This window comes from Ligilactobacillus agilis DSM 20509, assembly GCF_001436215.1.
Lineage (GTDB): Bacteria > Bacillota > Bacilli > Lactobacillales > Lactobacillaceae > Ligilactobacillus > Ligilactobacillus agilis.
In genome coordinates this window covers 78,101-97,094 of record NZ_AYYP01000001.1, presented here as the reverse complement: position 1 = coordinate 97,094, position 18,994 = coordinate 78,101, and the positions used below count along the sequence as shown (strand labels likewise).

Annotated in this window: 16 protein-coding genes and 1 pseudogene; 1 reads left to right on the top strand and 16 read right to left on the bottom strand. The window is 43.5% G+C overall.

Annotation, left to right across the window (positions count from 1 at the left end):
• Positions 1-48: 48 nt before the first annotated feature.
• The 15 genes and pseudogenes from FC14_RS00395 to FC14_RS00325 all read right to left on the bottom strand — a co-directional run bounded on the left by FC14_RS00395 (position 49) and on the right by FC14_RS00325 (position 15,841).
• Positions 49-747, bottom strand: a complete 699-nt coding sequence (locus FC14_RS00395) for a diguanylate cyclase domain-containing protein (protein ID WP_268872170.1) — start codon at positions 745-747, stop codon at positions 49-51.
• Between the two features lie 47 nt (positions 748-794).
• Complete coding sequence (locus FC14_RS00390; protein ID WP_056975628.1) at positions 795-1,046, bottom strand: hypothetical protein; 252 nt, start codon at positions 1,044-1,046, stop codon at positions 795-797.
• A 155-nt stretch (positions 1,047-1,201) separates the two neighbouring features.
• Positions 1,202-3,112: a tRNA uridine-5-carboxymethylaminomethyl(34) synthesis enzyme MnmG gene (gene mnmG, locus FC14_RS00385; RefSeq protein WP_056975626.1), complete on the bottom strand. Its 1,911-nt coding sequence runs from the start codon at positions 3,110-3,112 to the stop codon at positions 1,202-1,204.
• A 17-nt stretch (positions 3,113-3,129) separates the two neighbouring features.
• Complete coding sequence (gene mnmE / locus FC14_RS00380) at positions 3,130-4,524, bottom strand: tRNA uridine-5-carboxymethylaminomethyl(34) synthesis GTPase MnmE (protein WP_056975624.1); 1,395 nt, start codon at positions 4,522-4,524, stop codon at positions 3,130-3,132.
• 165 nt (positions 4,525-4,689) lie between these two features.
• A complete protein-coding gene (locus FC14_RS00375; RefSeq protein ID WP_056975622.1) occupies positions 4,690-5,529 on the bottom strand; it encodes an alpha/beta hydrolase in 840 nt (279 codons plus the stop codon).
• 256 nt (positions 5,530-5,785) lie between these two features.
• Entirely contained in the window at positions 5,786-6,484 is a 699-nt protein-coding gene (locus FC14_RS00370) for a M57 family metalloprotease (protein ID WP_056975620.1), read from the bottom strand.
• Positions 6,485-6,492: 8 nt separating this feature from the next.
• Positions 6,493-6,762 (bottom strand): annotated as a pseudogene (locus tag FC14_RS10480) (ABC transporter ATP-binding protein); the annotation flags it as partial.
• Positions 6,752-7,786, bottom strand: coding sequence for an ABC transporter permease (locus tag FC14_RS00360; RefSeq protein ID WP_056975614.1), 1,035 nt, complete (start codon positions 7,784-7,786; stop codon positions 6,752-6,754). The pseudogene FC14_RS10480 and the gene FC14_RS00360, both read right to left, overlap by 11 nt.
• A gap of 139 nt (positions 7,787-7,925) precedes the next feature.
• Positions 7,926-9,131: an acetate/propionate family kinase gene (locus tag FC14_RS00355; protein WP_056975612.1), complete on the bottom strand. Its 1,206-nt coding sequence runs from the start codon at positions 9,129-9,131 to the stop codon at positions 7,926-7,928.
• A gap of 142 nt (positions 9,132-9,273) precedes the next feature.
• A complete protein-coding gene (locus tag FC14_RS00350; RefSeq protein WP_056975610.1) occupies positions 9,274-10,410 on the bottom strand; it encodes a mannitol-1-phosphate 5-dehydrogenase in 1,137 nt (378 codons plus the stop codon).
• Positions 10,410-10,856 carry a PTS mannitol transporter subunit IIA gene (locus FC14_RS00345; protein ID WP_050611488.1) on the bottom strand — a complete coding sequence of 149 codons (447 nt, stop codon included), beginning with the start codon at positions 10,854-10,856 and terminating at the stop codon, positions 10,410-10,412. The genes FC14_RS00350 and FC14_RS00345 overlap by 1 nt, the downstream gene beginning before the upstream one ends.
• 14 nt (positions 10,857-10,870) lie before the next feature.
• Positions 10,871-12,661 (bottom strand): PTS mannitol transporter subunit IIBC, encoded by a 1,791-nt coding sequence (locus FC14_RS00340; RefSeq protein WP_056975608.1) that lies wholly within the window; start codon positions 12,659-12,661, stop codon positions 10,871-10,873.
• A gap of 277 nt (positions 12,662-12,938) precedes the next feature.
• Complete coding sequence (locus FC14_RS00335) at positions 12,939-14,129, bottom strand: ABC transporter permease (RefSeq protein ID WP_056975606.1); 1,191 nt, start codon at positions 14,127-14,129, stop codon at positions 12,939-12,941.
• Positions 14,130-14,810 (bottom strand): ABC transporter ATP-binding protein, encoded by a 681-nt coding sequence (locus FC14_RS00330; protein ID WP_056975604.1) that lies wholly within the window; start codon positions 14,808-14,810, stop codon positions 14,130-14,132.
• Positions 14,810-15,841: an efflux RND transporter periplasmic adaptor subunit gene (locus tag FC14_RS00325; protein WP_056975602.1), complete on the bottom strand. Its 1,032-nt coding sequence runs from the start codon at positions 15,839-15,841 to the stop codon at positions 14,810-14,812. Before FC14_RS00325 ends, FC14_RS00330 begins: the two co-directional genes overlap by 1 nt.
• A gap of 189 nt (positions 15,842-16,030) precedes the next feature.
• Between FC14_RS00325 and FC14_RS00320 the strand changes: the two genes are divergently transcribed.
• Entirely contained in the window at positions 16,031-16,945 is a 915-nt protein-coding gene (locus FC14_RS00320) for a DMT family transporter (RefSeq protein WP_056975600.1), read from the top strand.
• Between the two features lie 99 nt (positions 16,946-17,044).
• Here the strand turns inward: FC14_RS00320 and glmS are convergent, their stop codons facing one another.
• Entirely contained in the window at positions 17,045-18,862 is a 1,818-nt protein-coding gene (gene glmS / locus FC14_RS00315) for a glutamine--fructose-6-phosphate transaminase (isomerizing) (protein WP_056975598.1), read from the bottom strand.
• Positions 18,863-18,994: the final 132 nt, after the last annotated feature.

Genomic DNA, 18,994 nt, shown 5'->3' with positions numbered 1-18,994 from the left:
TGAGGGCTATCCCTCCAGTGGTTAAAACCACTGGTATCCCGCCCTAAATTAATGAATTAACCTGACATTCTCTAGGGTCGGGATAAATTCATCTGGACTAATGGCTCCAACCTTATCGTCATGCCATCGGGCCAAAACCTCTAGCCCATAGACCTTTTTGGTCATTGTCCGAATGATTGGCTGGTAGTAGCGCTTGATTTCGCCATTCTCCAACGCCTTGGCTAAATTATCGACAATATACTTACGCCGCAACAACTCCTGTTCAATACTTTGGTCGTAAAGGCGGGAGATGGCATTAAACTTATACTTAATGCTGTTGCAAGCCAGTTTAGCCTTATCAAAATAGGTGCTGACCTGGCCAACTTCTTCATCTGGAGCTAGGTAATAAATCCCCGCCTTGATTTCGATGATTTCCTTTTGGCTGTAAGTCCCAATCTCTTCGTGGAGCTTTTTAATCCTATCCTTAACCTCGGTCAGGGGCAAAGTTGAAATAACCACGAAGTGATCCGCACTGGCCCGGCCAATAAAGTCCTGCATAAAGGCATCCTTAATAAAGTCGGCTGCAAACCGCAACAATTTGTCCCCAGCTTTAAACCCGTGCTTTTCATTAATCAACTTGAAATTGTCTAAATCTAAAAAGACAAAGCTCAGACCCTTTTGGCGGTAATTTTGATCAATCAAAATTTTTTCGCCAACCTGCCGGAGGTTGTAGATATCCATTAAGTTTGTTAACTCGTCGTAATGCAGTTTAGTTTTATTCGAGCGAATCTCCTTAACATGATTAATGGTAACGCCTACCTACTTAGGCGGTAGTTGCTGTAAGCGAGTAAAATCACACTAGTTAAGATTAAAAAACAGTCGACTAGGACGTTTACTACAAAGGAGGGAACACTTGCGTGATTATTAATGTTATAGATAATCCCAACAAAGCCCACCCCAATGGTCAGTGGTCCTAAAATTTGGCCAACGCGGGCATTAATTTCCTCTAAATTGCCCTTAATACTGGCTTCGGTTGGCTTTAGCAATTTCATAAATTCTCTAAACATAAAACATCCCCCCTGACTGGATGACCTTACCTTTATTTTAGTCTATTTTTTCCAAATTTACGATAACAATTCAAACAATTTCCTTAAATTTTTAATGGGTATTAGCAAAAAAAACTATTTTCTGAGAAATATTTCCCAGGAAATAGTTTTTTTGTTTAGGCTTGCGTTTTAGCAATCCGACCTTGTTCAATGTAAACGGCTAAAATTGAGATGTCGGCTGGGTTAACCCCACTAATCCGACTAGCTTGGGCCAAAGTTTCTGGCCGAATCTTCGTTAACTTCTGCCGGGCTTCAGTTGCTAGGCCTTCAATCGCGTTATAGTTAATCCGGGCTGGAATCTTCTTAGCTTCCATCCGCTTCAACTTTTCAACTTTGGCATCTTCTTTTTTGATGTAGCCCTCGTACTTATATTGAATTTCAACTTGTTCAATTACCCGGCGATCCAATGGCTTAGCAGGAGCTGGAATAAATTGGAGTAAGTCTTCATAGCTAACATATGGTCGCCGCAAGAATTCACTCGCTAAGACCCCATCCTTTAGTGGCCGGTCACCGTGAGCCTCAATATAAGCATCAATTGCTTCATTAGGCTTAATTCTGATTTGAGCTAAACGTTCCTTTTCCGCCGCAATCTCAGCCTTTTTAGCCAAGAACTTAGCATAGCGTTCATCAGAAATTAGGCCAATTTCATGACCTAATTCTGTTAACCGTAAGTCAGCGTTGTCGTGCCGTAAAAGCAAGCGGTATTCTGCCCGTGATGTCAATAAACGGTAAGGTTCGTTCGTACCCTTAGTAACTAGGTCATCAACCATTACCCCAATGTAAGCATCTGACCGCTTCAAAGTAATTTCGGACTTGCCTAACGCCCGGCGGCCAGCGTTAATCCCAGCTAAGATTCCTTGACCCGCTGCTTCTTCATAACCCGACGTCCCGTTTGTTTGGCCGGCAGTATACAAGTTTTTGATTAGCTTAGTTTCTAAGGTTGGGCGTAGTTGGTATGGTGACACCACATCGTATTCAATTGCATAACCAGGCCGCATAATCCGTGCATTTTCCAAGCCAGGAACGGAGTGGACCATTTCTTGTTGCACTTCTTCTGGCATTGAGGTAGAAAAGCCTTGGATATAGTATTCATCGGTATTTCTCCCTTCTGGTTCGATGAAGAGTTGGTGGCGGTCCTTATCGGTAAAGCGCACAATCTTATCTTCGATTGACGGACAATAACGGGGACCAACCCCCTTAATTACCCCAGAAAACATTGGCGCCCGTTCTAAGTTTTCCCGAATAATTTCGTGGGTCTTTTCCTTGGTATACGTTAACCAGCAAGAAAGTTGGTCCTTAACTGGTAAATAATCCTCGTCCTTGGATTCAAAGCTAAAGTGGTTAGGGTCTTTATCACCAGGTTGTTCTTCCGTTACCGAGTAATCGATGGTATTGCCATCCACCCGGGGTGGGGTCCCAGTCTTAAAGCGTTCGAGCACGAAGCCCAACTTTTCCAAGTTACCAGATAACTTCATTGATGGTTGCGAATTGTTAGGACCGGATGAATACATCAATTCACCGATGATAATTTTACCACGCGCAGCCGTACCCGTGGTTAGGACTACCGTTTTGGCTCCATAACGTGCCCCAGTATTGGTAACTACCCCCACAACCGTTTGATTTTCAATGATTAAATCATCGACAATCCCTTGACGTAAAGTTAAATTAGGCTCCCGTTCAATTGTATGCTTCATCTCGGCAGAATAAGCATGCTTGTCTGCTTGAGCCCGCAAAGCCCGCACTGCTGGCCCTTTCCCGGTATTAAGCATCCGCATTTGCACGTAAGTCTTGTCAATGTTGCGTCCCATTTCGCCACCCAGGGCGTCAAGTTCACGCACAACGATTCCCTTAGCCGGGCCACCAACTGAAGGGTTACATGGCATGAAGGCCACCATATCTAAATTAATAGTCATCAATAAAGTTTTGTTGCCCATCCGTGCGGCGGCTAAAGCGGCTTCACAGCCCGCATGGCCAGCTCCGACTACAATTACATCGTAGTCTTCAGCTTGGTATTGCTTTACTTTCATCTCAATTTTCTTCCTTCCTATTTTCCTAAACAGAATTGACTAAAGAGTTGGTTTAATAATTCATCTTGGTAACTGTCACCGGTAATTTCTCCCAGTAAGTCCCAGGCGTTGGTCATGTCAATCTGAACTAAGTCAACCGGCATCCCTTGTTCAATGCCTGCCAGCACCGCTGCAAGCGCATCTTCCGCCTGACTTAATAGCCCAATGTGGCGCGCATTAGTAACCATCACTGTTGTCTGTGAGTTCTCAATTCCCCCAAAGAATAATTCCGCGATTCGTTCCTCAAGCTTATCTACCCCCTCGTTAGTCAAAACAGAGGTGGTCAAAATTTCTGCGGCATCAACGTGTTGCTTGAGTACTTCCACATCTAACTTAGGTTCCAAGTCCATTTTGTTAAGAATCACAATTCGCTTCTTGCCATTAGTAGCCGCTACTAACTCTAAGTCTTCTGCAGTTAGTTCTTCACTAGAGTTGAGGACCAACATGACTAAATCGGCTTGTTCAATCGCCTTCCGCGAGCGTTCTACCCCAATCGCTTCAACCTTATCAGTGGTTTCCCTAATCCCGGCGGTATCAATCAATTTCAAAGGCACGCCCCGAACGTTGACGTATTCTTCAATTACATCCCGGGTTGTCCCCGCAATATCCGTTACAATTGCCTTATCTTCATGCAGTAAGTAATTTAACAAACTGGATTTACCCACGTTAGGCCGGCCAACAATCGCAGTTGCTAACCCTTCACGTAGGACCTTGCCTTGTTGGGCAGTTTCCAATAACTGGTGAATCCGGGCTTTAACTTCTAAAGCCTTTTCCTTCAAAAGTTTAGTCGTCATGGTCTCAACATCATCATACTCAGGGTAGTCGATATTAACTTCTACCTGGGCTAACACATCCAAAATATCTTGGCGTAAGTTCCTAATTAAATGGGAGAGGTTACCGTCTAATTGGTTTAACGCTACTTTCATCGACCGGTCAGTTTTGGCCCGAATTAAATCCATGACTGATTCGGCTTGGGTCAAATCAATGCGCCCGTGTAAGAAGGCCCGCTTGGTAAATTCACCGGGTTCCGCCAACCGGGCCCCATTAGCCAGGAGTAATTGCAAAATTTTATTAGTCGCAACAATCCCTCCGTGGCAGTTAATCTCAATTACATCTTCACGCGTAAACGTCTTAGGGGCCCGCATTACAGACACCATTACTTCGTCAATTTCTGCCTGAGTCTTAGGATCAATAATATGCCCGTAATTAATAGTGTGTGAAGGCACTTGACTTAAATCTTTACCCTTAAAGATTTTTTGCGCAAGGGCCACCGCCTCTTCACCACTCAACCGCACAATCGAAATCGCACCCTCGCCAGGGGGAGTCGAGATTGCAGCAATCGTATCGTATTCCGTCACCGTCATCGTAGCCATCAAAAAACCTCCTTTAACACTAAAAAAAGCGCCACTCCACGCCTTTCCTCTTAAAGCTAAGAGTACTTACAGTCGTGGATAAAGCACTTTGACTACTTTATCTTTCCAGATAAGAATGATTAACCTTAATATACTTTCAAATCAAAAAAATGTCAAACAAAAAACTTAATTAACATTTCCACTATTAATACCTGCGCTGGCTTGTTCAAGCGGCAACCAATCTAAGGCCCGCTTTAGATGCCGGTCCCAGAAATCCCACCCATGGCTTCCGGGAGCCACCTTAAAGACATGGGCCACTTGCTTTTGATCTAAAAATTCATGGAAGTCGACGTTAGCAGCAAGTAACTTATCGTCATCACCAATCGCGAGGTAAATTGCCGGCAATGCTACTTTCTGAGCTAGTAAGTTGTTAATTAATACTTTGAGATTGCATTCGCTTTGACCAGCTGCCTTTAGGTCGGGACCAAATACTCCTTGCCAAAAGGCTTTGGTAGCACCAAACCACTCTGCTTGCTCTGGCAGGTCTGCCAAGCTTTCATCAACCATTAGCGCCGCCGACAAGGCAACAATCGCACCAAAGGTATCATGATACTTAAGCCCGTTGTACAAGGCACCGTAGCCTCCCATAGATAAGCCCCCAATAAAGGTATCTTCCTTTTTAGGCGAAAGTGGGAAACTCTTGCGGGTAAACTCAACCAACTCTTGGGCAATAAAGCGACTATAAGCCCGGCCGGTAAAGGCGTTATCAACGTAAAATGAGTTTTCCCCAGCTGGCATCACCGCTGCTAAGTCATTAGCCTCCGCCCAGCGTTGAATCCTTGTCCCGGTTAGCCAATCCTCTTCGTTGCCTAAAACTCCGTGTAAGAGGTATAAAGTCTTGTAGGGCTTATCGACCGGCCGCTTTGGTTGATTGGCCTTATAAATTTTATCGGTTGGTAAAATTACCACCAACGGCACCGCGCGGTGTAAGGTTTCTGAAACAAAACTAACTTTTAGCAAAGCCATAAAATTTCCTCCCTATTAGCTATCTTTTCCCTTGATTATACCAAAAAACCTCTCACCGCAGCTGATAGTGAGAGGTCTTTTTACTATTGGTGTAGATATCATAATTGTGGAGAAAACCTTAGAATTCGGAGTTCTCAAGGCTTAAAAATGAGTTTTGATACTAATGGTCTAGTACCTAACCTAAGTATAAAACGTTAAATCATTAAAAACAAGTTTTGTAAGTGCTTAATTCAAGGATTTTTTATAATGCTGCCTGCTAGCGACTGTAAAGTTCCCGCACCTTCGTCACATCAGCCGGTTGAATCGAGTAATTAGAACCGGTTGGTTGCATCACTGAAATCTCATTGGTGTGTCTTAGTCCAATTGCATGTCCCAATTCATGCTCAGCCGTATTGATGATACGCTGCCAAGAATAACTGTAACTAGGATTGAAGAGATAATATTTGTTTAGGTAAACCGTCGCATGGGTTAGCTGCTTTTGGGGTAAAGCCAAGTCCGTTTCCGTTTCCCCAGCCGCCCCGTTAGTCGAATCGGAAATAGCCCGACAGATAATCTGTGCTTTATCCTTGTCTGTGGTCTGCACAAACTTAAAGGCACCCGTGTCGTTCCAAGCACTCATCGCCACTAGGCAGGCCCGCTTTAACTTCGGATCTGTTAGCTCAAGGTAAACTCGGGCTTGGTTTTGGGGCCAGCGAGCTCCTTGAGCCTGGTTATCGTCCGTATCAGCCTGGCTAGCCTTTCTTTCTGTCATAGCTAGCTTAGGTAAAACTCCTGCTTTGCTTAGCCAAGCTTCCACTTGCACTAACCCTTGGTTGAGCGCTAATGCTAGCTTATTGTCTGCCTTTAACCAATTCGAACTTGCTAAAAAATATGCGACCAACATCAGTAAAATCCCAGTTAAAATCAGTTTTAAGGTCCACCTAATTAAAGTCACTACTGCCTTAATAAGCTTCATTTTTCCACCTACTCAAATGCCATTTGGTTACGGTACAAATCATAATAAAAACCTTGTTTAGCCAATAACTCCTGGTGACTGCCACTTTCGATAACGGTCCCAGCCTTTAACACCACAATCTTATCAGCATTGATAATCGTCTTCAAGCGGTGGGCAATTACAAAGCTCGTCCGCCCGGCAATTACGTTATCCATTGCTTTTTGAAGCTTAGCCTCCGTAACGGTATCAACGTTAGAGGTTGCTTCATCCAATATCAGAAAATCAGGGTCACTTAACAGCATCCGGGTAAGCAAAGCTAACCTCCTTGAAGGTAACATTGCCTTGCAGTTTGCCCTTAAAGCCGCTTTGCTCAAACTCAACATCCGGTTTGGTCACTAGGACTTCCTTGATGCGTCCTAAAGACACAAGCCCCCGTGAGAAAGCCATTGAGGTCATCCCCCCAATGATAATTGCCATCGTTAAAATAGTTAGGTAGGTAATATAGGCGCTTAAAGCCGCAATCTCATGGGGATGAATGGTAACTGTTTGAGCTACTAGGTAGATTGCTAAGGCCACCCCCAGATAGGACACCAAGGTGAAGGCCGGAAAAGAAGCCGAAAAGAGGTAACCAATTACAAGGTCAACTTGGTTAAGCTGCTCTGAGGTTTGGTTAAAGTCTGCTTGTTGCTTTCCTTCTTGATTGAAGGACTTAACCACCCTAATTCCCTGCAATTCTTCTTTAACCTGAAGGTTCACCTTATCCATGTAGGTTTGAACCCGTTCAAATAAAGCCCCCATCCGCTTAAAGATAAAGTAAGCGACCAAGACAATTATGGTAATTAGACTAACCTCGACCCACCACAGTCTCGGAATAGTCACCACCCCTAAGATGAAGGAGCCCGCAAATAAAACCGGAACCCGAATCAGTTGCATTACCAAGGTCATCACAAAATTAGTAATTTGATTCATATCGTTAATTAACCGGACCACCAAGCTCCCACTCGAAAAGTGCTCAATATTTCCAAAGGAGAAGGTTTGAATTTTGCGGTAGGTTTCTTCCCGTAAATCACTAGTAACTCCCTGAGCCAAGCGGGCTGCAAAAAAGACATTGGCCACGCCCGCCAAAATTCCAATTAGCGCAACCACAATTAACTCTATTCCGTAGCGCTTAACTAGCACACCATCGTTAGTTAAAATTGCATTTAAGACTGCCTGCAATAAGTGAGGTTGCCACAAAGCCGTAACGGCTGCAACTATCACCGCCAGCACTGCTCCCACAATTTCTTGCCAGTAACGTTGCAAGTGTGGTCTTAAAATTTCCATCTTTCCACCGCCCTTGTTTCTTCTTACCTACTATTACTAAGGAAAAGCTTCCAACTTATCAAGTTTTCTACCTGCTACAAAAAAAGTGGCTACGCTAACTTTCGTTAACATAACCACTATATTTCCCAGGAAATACTCCTTAGTCTGCTTGGCTAGCTTCTAAGGCAACTACATCCCGGGCAATCATAACTTCTTCATCCGTCATTATCCGCATAACCGTCACATTTGAATTAGGAGTCGAGATAATGTTATTAATCCCCCGCTTACTATTTTCACCTGCATCGAGTTCAATTCCCAGGTAGGCTAGCTTTTCAACAATGTGCGCCCGCAAAGAAACGGAGTTTTCACCAATCCCAGCGGTAAAGATGATGCCATCGACCCCGCCCATTTCAGCAATGTATTGGCCAATATAATCAACTACGGTCCGTTCAAAGATTTGACCGGCTAAGGCAGCCCGGTGATTTCCTGCTCTAGCCGCTTGGCTAACATCCCGCATGTCGGAGGAAACTCCAGAAATCCCCAAGAGTCCAGATTGTTTATTAAGAATCTCTAGCATCTCGTCAATCGAACTAATCCCCAAGTGATCCATCGCATAAGCAATCGCTGACGCATCGACATCCCCTGAGCGGGTAGCCATTGTCAGTCCTGCCAAAGGGGTGAAGCCCATCGAAGTATTGAATGACTTCCCATTCTTAATTGCACAGATAGAAGCCCCTGCCCCCAGGTGACAGCTGATTAACTTCAAGTCCTTTAAAGGCTGATTCAGCAATTTTTGGGCTTCATTAGCCACGTAGCGGTGACTCGTGCCGTGGGCCCCATAGCGCCTTATTCCCAGTTTTTCATACCATTCGTACGGAACACTATAAATGTAATTTTCCTCTGGCATCGTTTGGTGAAAGGCAGTATCAAAGACCACCACGGAACAAACATAAGGTAAAATTTCCTTGAAGGCTTTAATTCCAATTAGGTTGGCTGGATTGTGGAGTGGTGCTAGGTCTTGAATTTCTTCAATCTTTCTAATCACCTCATCATCCACAATCTCAGAATGTTTAAAGTACTCGCCCCCAGCAACTACCCGGTGACCGACCCCGTTGATTTCCATATAGTCCCGGATAATTTCAAGCTTAATCAACAACTTCATTAACAGGTCGACGGCTACCTTGTGGTCCTTGATATCCTCAACCTTTTCGTATTTTTGCCCCAAGCCATATTTGATTTCGACCCGGGAATCCTTAATCCCAATTCGTTCAATCTTACCAGCCGCAATCACTTCTTCTGCTGGCATGACAAACAACTTAAACTTTAAACTTGAACTACCTGAGTTAATTGCAAGTACTTTTTCCATAAAAAACCCTCCAATAGCTAATAGCGCTTAATGTAAGTTAACGCACCATTCACCTTTTATTTTACGCTAGATACCGCTTACATTCAATTTATTTTACGAACTACCTAAAAAAGGTTGAGACCAACGCCCCAACCTTTCGCACTTATTTAACTGCAGCCACAATTTGAGCAACTAAGTCTTGGTCCGTTAAACCAGTTGTTTCCTTAACGACTGTTTCTAGGTCTTTTTCCTTTAACATTGCTTGGAGTTTTTGACTTTCTTCATCTTGTGGTTCATCGAAATGATAAATCAAGCCGACCGTTTCTAGGAGGTGAGCATAACCTAAGCCCCGTTCCTTGGCTTCTCTGATTGGCCGGATGAAGCGTTCATCGTAACCTAACTTCCGAATTGGGGTCCGACCTACCCGGGCAATGTCATCAGAGATGTAGGTATTTTCAAAGCGGCTGACAATCTTAGCTTGGTAAGCCTCGTGTTTAGCCCGGTCAAAGCCCCACTTGGCAATCAATAAGTCACCAGTTTCTTTAAGGACACTCTTTAATTGTTTTAGTACCTTTTCGTCCTTGATAGCGTCACCGATAGTCTCATAGCCCAGGCTCTTCCCAGTGTAAGCCACCGTTGCGTGTCCGGTATTAACTGAGAATAACTTTCTTTCGATGTATGGTTCAAGGTCCGGTGCATATTCAACTGACTTAAGTTTCAAGTCCTTGTTAGCCATTTGTTGTTCGTCAACTACCCATTCTTTAAATGGTTCTACGGAAACAAAGAGTGGGTCATCGTGCTTTTGCAGTGGCACAATCCGGTCAACAGCTGCGTTAGGAAAACCAATGTATTGGTCAGCAAATTCCTTACCTTCAGCGTCTAAATGACTGTAAACATCCTTTTTCAAACTTTGACTACCGCCAATCATGTTTTCGCAAGCAATCACGTCTAACTTAGCGGTATTACCAGCAGCTTTACGAGCTTCAATTCCTTGAGCAATTAAAGGGGCAATAAACTTCAAAATCTTAGGCCCAATCGCTGTTGTCACTAGGTTAGTATCCTTAATGGCAGCAACTACTTGTTCAGGGTGCTTACCGTTGTTAATTCCAGAAACATTCTTAACGGTAATTTGTTCCTGACCCGGAGCCGCTAATTCAATTGTGTAACCATGGCGTTCGTTCAAAGCGTCGATGATTGTTTCGTTAACGTCCACGAAGTCAATTCCAAAGCCATTGCTTGCTAAAACTTCACCAATAAATCCACGACCAATATTACCTGCTCCAAAGTGTACTGCTTTCATTATTCTCCAACCTCTTTCAATAAATTAATAATTTCGTCCTTTGATTGTGCGTCAGCCAATTTAGCTACATTTCTGACATCACTACAGAAGAGGGCAATCTGTGACAAGATATTTAGGTGCTCGCCGTTTAGACCAGCGATTCCAAAGACTACGGTTACTACTTCTGAGTTAGCATCGTCATCGCTACTAAAGTCAACTCCCATTGGAATTTGCACGATAGAAATCCCGGTCTTCTTGATGTACTTCTTACCATCATCCGTACCGTGAGGGATAGCAATGAAGTTACCCATGTAGGTAGAAACATCATTATTTCTAGCAATCATTGAATCAATGTACTCTGGTTCAACACAACCACTGTCAACTAACAACTTACCCGCTAATTCAATTGCTTCGTTTTTAGTTGCCACGTGCTTGTCTAATACAATCATGTCCTTTTGTAAATCCATCTAAGCTCACCTCACTAGTTTAATTTCTTAACAATTTCATCGTACTTGTCAGATGTTAATAAGTCGTCAACCACCACAATTTGAACGTTAGTGTAACGAAGGCGTAAGTTCTTAGCAGCCTGTGCAGTTACAACTACTAAGTGACTACTATCATCATCTAAGTCGTTAATCTTAACGTTTTTAACCGTTACTTCTTTATTAGCCTTGGTTAAGCGTTCCTTCAAAAGGGTTGTTGCCATTGTAGCAGTCCCTTTGTGTTGATCGTGACTGATGAAGTCAACTTCGGTAACCTTAGCAAAGTCAACGTTTGCTACTGGATCACTAGCTTGGGTCTCAGTCTTTGCTTCTGCCTTAGCGGTTGGTTCAAATTGGCTGATAGCCTTTAAGTTAGCTACCACTTCATCATATTTTGGACTACTTAAGAAATTATCAACGGCCACGTGCATTGCACTTGGGGTTCTTTGGGCAGCCCGTTCTGCTAATTCTTCTTGGGTAATAACTAATAAACCTGCTTCATCTTGAAGGCGGTTGATGGCTGTGTTAGTAACAGTCACATCGGTAATCCCTGCTTTCTTAACCTTATCCCGGAGAAGAGAAGCACCCATTGCAGATGAACCCATGCCGGCATCACAAGCAAAGATAACCTTCTTAACATCACGGTAGCTTTCAACTGATTCTTGAGCAGACATTGCAGTTGGCATTTCCTTACCCTTTGATTCAGCCTTCATAGCTTGCATTTGTGCTTGCTTAGCAGCTAAATCGTCATCGTCTTCCATTGACTTATCGTGTTTCAAAATAACAGCGGCAATTAAGAAGGAAACCACGGCGGCTACTAAAACCCCTGCAAATGTTCCAAAGTAAGCGCCCTTAGCGGTCATTAATGCAATCGCAATGATTGAACCTGGGGAAGCAGCAGCCTTTAAGCCCCCACCTAATAATTGGAAGGTAAAGGTTCCGCTAACCCCACCGGCAATAGCGGCGATAATCAATGCTGGTTTCATTAAGATGTATGGGAAGTAGATTTCGTGAATCCCACCAAAGAAGTGAATGATGGCAGCCCCTGGAGCGGAAGCCTTAGCTGAGCCTTTACCAAAGAACATGAAGGCTAGCAAGATTCCTAACCCTGGACCAGGATTAGATTCAAGTAAGAACAATACTGACTTACCAGCACTAGCAGCTTGTTGAATCCCTAACGGAACTAAAATCCCGTTCCCAATGGCGTTATTTAAGAATAAAACCTTAGCTGGTTCGATGAAAATGTTAGCTAGTGGCAACATGTGGATGGAGATGATAAAGTCAACTCCTTTACCCATAAGGGTACTACCACCAACAACTAATGGGTTAACTACGTAAGTCCCTAGGATTGCTAACAACATCCCTAAAATCCCGCTAGAGAAGTTGTTATAAATCATTTCAAACCCTGATGGAATCTTGTCTTGGAATAGTTGGTCAAATTTCTTAATGCACCAACCACCTAAAGGTCCCATAATCATGGCCCCTAAAAACATTGGTACCTTAGCCCCAACGACAACCCCCATTACGGCAATGGCACCAACTACGGCCCCACGTTCTTCATATACTAAGCGTCCACCGACATAAGCGATTAATAATGGCAATAAATAACTAAGCATTGGGGAAATCAATAAGGCAATCTTGGCATTTGGGAACCAACCGTTAGCCATAAAGATCGCTGTAATTAAACCCCAGGCAATAATTGCAGCAATGTTAGGCATGACCATACTACTTAGGTTTGTACCTAATTTTTGGACTTTAGCCTTAAAAGATGTATTTTTCTTAGCCTCCATATTTGGGAAACCTCCTCTTCTTGTTTACGGTTTCATGATAACGCTAACACGAAGCGCTTACAATCTTTTCCAGTTGTCATTTTGACTCACCTGCTTGTGTCACACTTTTGTTAACGTTTTCACAACCGGAGATAAAGCCCGTCCTTAAGCTTTTCTTAAACTGTTAAACTTTCTGTCACATGACATAAACTTGTGACAGAAAGCTAACTAATTTAATTTGCAAATGTCAAAAAGACCAAGCTGAAAATTCAACTTGGTCCTGCTTTAACAAACTATTTTAACGTAAAATGTCAATCAAGTTTCGCTTAGAAGCTTGACTAGCTGGTAGAATCCCGAAGATAACTCCAACTATGGTTGAGACACTAAATGCTAGGAGAAAATCTGTTACCGTTACGACTGCATGAATACCGTATGGTAAGAAGACTGAGATGAGGGTTGACAGGCCCCAACCGAGCGCAAAACCTATCAAGCCCCCACCGACGGTTAACATAATTGCTTCCATCAAAAATTGCCACATGATGTTAGTCTGGGTTGCCCCTACCGCTAGACGAATCCCAATTTCTTGGGTTCGTTCAGAAACAGAGATGTACATCATATTCATTACCCCAATTCCGGCAATGAATAAGGAAATCCCGGCAATCGCCGACACAAAGTAGGTAATCATGTTCATGGTCTTAGAAATTGATTTAAGGATTACCCCTTCGTTGTAATATTGGTAAACCCCTTCCTTTCTCAGCTGACCATTTTTCTTGAGGTACTTAACTACCCGCTCACTGACCTTATTAGCATCCTGGCCATTGCGGATTGTTAATTGTAAGGTACTGCCCCGGTCGGCTTTACGTCCTTGCAGGTAGGCCTGCTTAGGAAGCATAAAGCTAGCCCCGTACTTATAATAGCCTTGGGGTTTAAAGAGTCCTTGGATTTGATAGGACTTATCTCCAATAATAACTACCGTTCCTAAGGCGTTTTGCTTGTGCTTATACACTTTTTTAGCATAGCCTTCACTTACTAAAATCACCCTTTGCCCTAACTTTAGTTGGCTGTTAGTAAAATTCTTGCCCGCTTTCATCATATCGCTTGGCAGTGGCGAAGTTAGGAGGCTGACACTGCCACTCACAACCGCGTTACCCATCTGAATGCCACTCGTAGCCACATTTTCTGTTTCTAGTTTGAAATCGGCATTAGATATTTCCCGGGAAAAGGCTTGCTTAATATTAGCCAAGTCTGCTTGGGTAAAGCCCTGCATCGAATTTTTTTCGGCATTAAAAAAGCTAATTTCTGTCTTCTGTTCCCCACTACTGCTGGTTTTAAACTCAGAAATCATTTTATTTCTGACCCCATTTCCCAGGGCAATGATAGTGATTACCGCTGCAATCCCAATGACAATTCCAATCATTGTCAAGGCACTCCGCCGTTTATTGGCAATCAGCGACCGGTAGGAAACCTTTATCAAGTCTAAATAGGTCACTTAGGCCACCCCCGTATCTGAAATCAACTTACCATCAAGGATTGTCAGCAGCCGATCGACTTGCTGGCCCACCTTGGGATCGTGGGTCACGATGATAATGGTCGTCTTATTTTCTTTATTTAATTGCTTGAATAAAGCCATAATTTCTGCCGAGGTATGGCTATCCAAGGCCCCGGTTGGTTCATCGGCAATTAAGAAAGTTGGTTTACCAATGATGGCCCGCGCAATCGACACCCGTTGCTGTTGCCCCCCGGATAGTCTTAAAGGTAGGTATTTCTCATAGCCACCAAGGCCAACCCGCTCTAAGACCTGGCTAACTCGTTGGTCAATTTCTTTTTTCTTAACCCCAGCATACATCAAGGGCAGGGCCACATTTTCAGCCACGGTTAGGTTTTGAATCAACTTGAAGTTTTGGAAGACAAAGCCTACGTTTTGATTACGTAAACTGGTAAAGCGCTTGTTATTTAGGTAACTGACATCGTCCCCCTTAAATGAGTAAGTTCCTTCATATTCACGATCTAAAAAGCCAATAATATTGATTAAAGTCGATTTACCAGAACCAGATTGGCCCATAATTCCCACAAATTCCCCTTCGTTAACATCAAAACTAATGTCGTGGAGAATATGAACCCGGCCGTCTCCTTGTTGATAGTACTTGTTAATCTTTTTTAGCGAAATCATTAAGGTAACTGCTCCCCTTCCTTTAAATCACCATCTGGATTGGAAACTACCTTTTGGCCTGCTGTCAGCCCAGCTGTCACAATATATTGGCCATCTACTTCTTTGCCCGTAATTGCTTGGCTGGTTACCTTTCCGTCTTCGACCACATAAACCTTGCCTTGGCGGACACAGCTCTTAGCGATAATAATCCCTGCTTGAGCTACCTTGGCCTTAATTGTTTGGCCGTCAATAAAGTTTTTGGCATCTAAGTCAGCGTAGACCTTATACTTAGAGCCGTTTGTGGCATTAGTAGTGGCTGGGTGAGCGTCAACTAAAGTGATCGTTGCCTCTTGTTTCTTGCCGGTTGCAACCGCACTAACAGTTACACTATCCCCAGCTTTAACCTTAGCGTAGTCATATTCAGACACGGTTGTTACCATTTGGAGGGCACTAGAACTGACGGTAACCTTGGCGTTGCCGTTATCATCGTATTTAACCGCTACATCCCCGTCAAATGGTGCCACTGAGTTGGGCGAAACTTCTTGGGACACTTGGTCAATCTTTCTTTGCGTAGCGTTAATACTATCAGTTGCATCTGCCACTTCATCATTCGCACTTGCAACTGCATCCTTAGCTTCACTATAACCTTCATCGCTACTTTGCATTTTGTTTAAAGTATTCCGAGCGTCTTGCAACTTCTGGTTAGCCGTAGTCTTAGCCCGTTGGTACTTAGCCAAAGTGACCTTCAATTCATCCAGTTCACTCGCGTTAGCTTGATTATAAGTTGTATATAAAACCTGGCCGTTAGTTACCTTTTGACCATCCTTGACTTCCATTTGGGCTAAGTTCTTCTTAGTCACCATGAAAGACCGCACCTCTTTAGGGCTGACATTGCCACTCATAGTAAGGGGCAAGGCCTTTTGAGCCACCATCGTCTCATAGTGGCTGGTCTTTTTTTCTTCCTTAGAATGGGTCAACGACCAGATTCCCCCTAAAACGGCTAACACTACCACCGCTAATACACCAATGATAATAAACTTCTTTTTTTTCATGTGAGATTTCTACCCCTATTCTAAAATTTTAATACCCTTTCATCTTATCATAATTTTAAAAAATAGAGATAAATATTTCCTAAACGGTTATTTTTCCGTCATAACCGTTAATCTGCAAGCAAAGCACTTGACTTGGACCACACTCCAAGTGGAATAATAAAGCAGAACTAATTTTTAGGGGGAAAACTTATGTCTTTACTAATCTTGCTTCCAATTGGGATGGGCTTACTATTAGGTACCCAAACCGCTATTAACTCCCGACTCCGGGCCTTTATAGGCTCACCTTACATTGCTTCTGCCATTTCCTTTACAGTTGGGACCTTATTCTTACTATCACTAACGGCCATTAAAGAGGGGTTACACCTAAGCATTAGTGGTCCCTTTTGGGCTTGGCTAGGTGGATTGCTAGGTACAATTGCACTGACTACTAATATTTTGCTCTTTCCTAAGTTAGGCAGTGTCCAAACTGCGGTCCTGCCCATCTTTGGCCAAATCTTTGCCAGCTTAATTATTGATCAATACGGACTATTTGCTTCCGTCCAAACTAAATTAACTTGGATTAAACTACTGGGATTACTGTTAGTCTTAGCCGGGGTCTTACTGACAGTAGTTGAAAAAAACAGCTCAAACCAACGGCCCGGCCACGTCAAAGGCCTACTAGCTTGGCAGCTTGCTGGAATCTTGGCTGGAATGTTAGGTGCTTGCCAGATTGCCATTAATGGCCACTTAGGTCAAATTCAACACTCCTCGCTGGTTGCGGCTAGTTATTCCTTTGCTTCTGGCGCCATCATCTTATGGCTAGTCTGCCTCTTTAAGCGACATAGCTTTACTTCAGTCAAAGCCACCTTTGAACAAGGCCCCCGTTACTGGTGGATCTGGCTGGGCGGTTTCTTTGGCGCCCTCTATGTTTTCGGTTCCGCCTTTTTAGTAACTAAAATTGGTACCAGTCAAATTGTTATCTTTGCCCTCTTTGGTCAGCTAAGCGCCAGCGCCCTCATCGAACACTTCGGCCTGCTAGAAAGTCAACCTAAGCCAGTTCACTTCCAAAAGATTTGTGGACTCATCCTGCTTTTTATTGGAGTAATTATCACCAAGTTAGTATAAATTCTATAGTCTGAACCGACTAACCGCGCTTACAGAATCATAACCACTAAAAAAGATGCACCCGGCTGATATGCTGGGTGCATCTTTTTTAGGATTTAATTATTCAACTGTCACACTCTTAGCTAAGTTTCTTGGCTTATCTACGTCATAACCCCGTTGAATACTTGCATAGTAGGCAAGTAATTGGGTTGGGACGATGGCCACTAAGGCTGATAAGAGTGGGGTAATTTCTGGCAAGACGATTTGATCAGTTGGTGTTGCCAAGTCGCGACTAACGATGTATAAGACGTTAGCCCCCCGGGCCTTAACTTCTTGGGCGTTACTTCTCGTGTGGTTGGCAGTCTTCTTGTCAGTGATGATTGCAACCACGGGAGTGTTTTCTTGAATCAAGGCAATCGTACCGTGCTTCAATTCCCCGGAGGCAAACCCTTCTGTTTGAATGTAGGAAACTTCTTTAAGCTTCAAGGCTGCTTCCTGAACGATGGCGTAATCCATTGTCCGGCCGATGTAGAAGGCGTTTCTAGTATCCTTTAACATGTCAGCGGCAATCTTTTCAATCTTACCCTTTTCATCAACTAATTCTTGCATCCCGTTAGCTGCCTTGGTTAATTCGGCTGCCACGTCAAAGTCTTTGATGGTTGCGATTTGCTTGTAAACTCCTAAAGCCTTAGCCAAGATTGCTTCTAGCGCAATTTGACCAGTGTACGCTTTAGTAGAGGCAACCGCAATTTCTGGCCCTGCATACAAGAGCAAGGTGTAAGTTGCTTCCCGTGAAAGGGTGGAGTTCATTACGTTGGTAATAGTTAAGCTTGGGTAGCCAGCTTGGTTAACTTGCGTCAAGACTTGGCGGCTGTCGGCTGTTTCCCCACTTTGGCTAAGGAAGATGAAGAATGGCTTAGCTGAAAGTAGTGGCGGGTTATAGGCAAATTCGGAGGCCACGTGAACTTCGGTTGGCACTTGAATTAGCTTTTCAAATAATTCTTTGCCGACTAACCCTGCATGGTAACTAGTCCCGGCTGCCACAATGTAAATCCGGTCTGAGTCAGCCATGGCCTTCAATAAGTCAGTGTCAATCTTGATTGAACCGTCTTCGGCAATGTATTCCTTGATTAAGTTCCGCATTACCCCTGGTTGTTCGTCGATTTCCTTTAACATGTAGAATGGGTAAGCGCCCTTTTGAGCTTGGGCTGGGTCAGTGTCAACGTGGAATGGCTTTCTGTCAACGACTTGACCAGCTGGGTCTTCAATTGTGATGGAGGTTGGCTTCAAGATGACAATTTCACCATCGACTAATTCGATAAAGTCATGGGTTTCCTTTAACATTGCCAAGGCATCACTGCAGACTACGTTAAAGCCATCGCCAACCCCGATTAAGAGGGGACTCTTGTTCTTAGCAACGTATAAAGTATCTGGATCTTCTCGGTCTAAGAGCAAGAAGGCATAAGATGAGCTTTCATCTACTAAGCCTAATACTTTCTTGAAGGCTTCCTTAGTGCTTAAACCTTCCCGGGCAAACTTAGCTACTAATTGCACAATAACTTCAGTATCAGTTTCACTAACTAAAGTTACATCTTGAAGGTAAGTTTCCTTCAATTCGGTGAAGTTACCAATCACCCCATTGTGTACTAAGTAGAAGCGCTTGTCGTTTGAAACGTGTGGGTGCGCATTTTCCTTGCTTGGCACCCCGTGAGTTGCCCAGCGAGTGTGGCCAATCCCAGTTGAACCGTGAACGTCAGCTGAAACTTCTGCCCGTAGGTCAGCAATCCGCCCCTTTTCTTTTACCAGGTAGTCGTCACCCTTTTGGTCGTTAACGTAAATTCCAGCTGAATCGTAGCCCCGATATTCAAGTTGTTCCAAGCCGTTTAAGAGAATTTCAACTGCATTAGGGTTACCAGTAACACCGACAATTCCACACATATAAAATCAACCTTCCGTTTTCATAATTTAATTTCAAAAATTGGTATAGACAATATTTTCAAGATTATTTAGGTCACAAAACCAATAAACATACATAATATAACCTTTTAGTTTTTGCTTGTCAACTAAAAA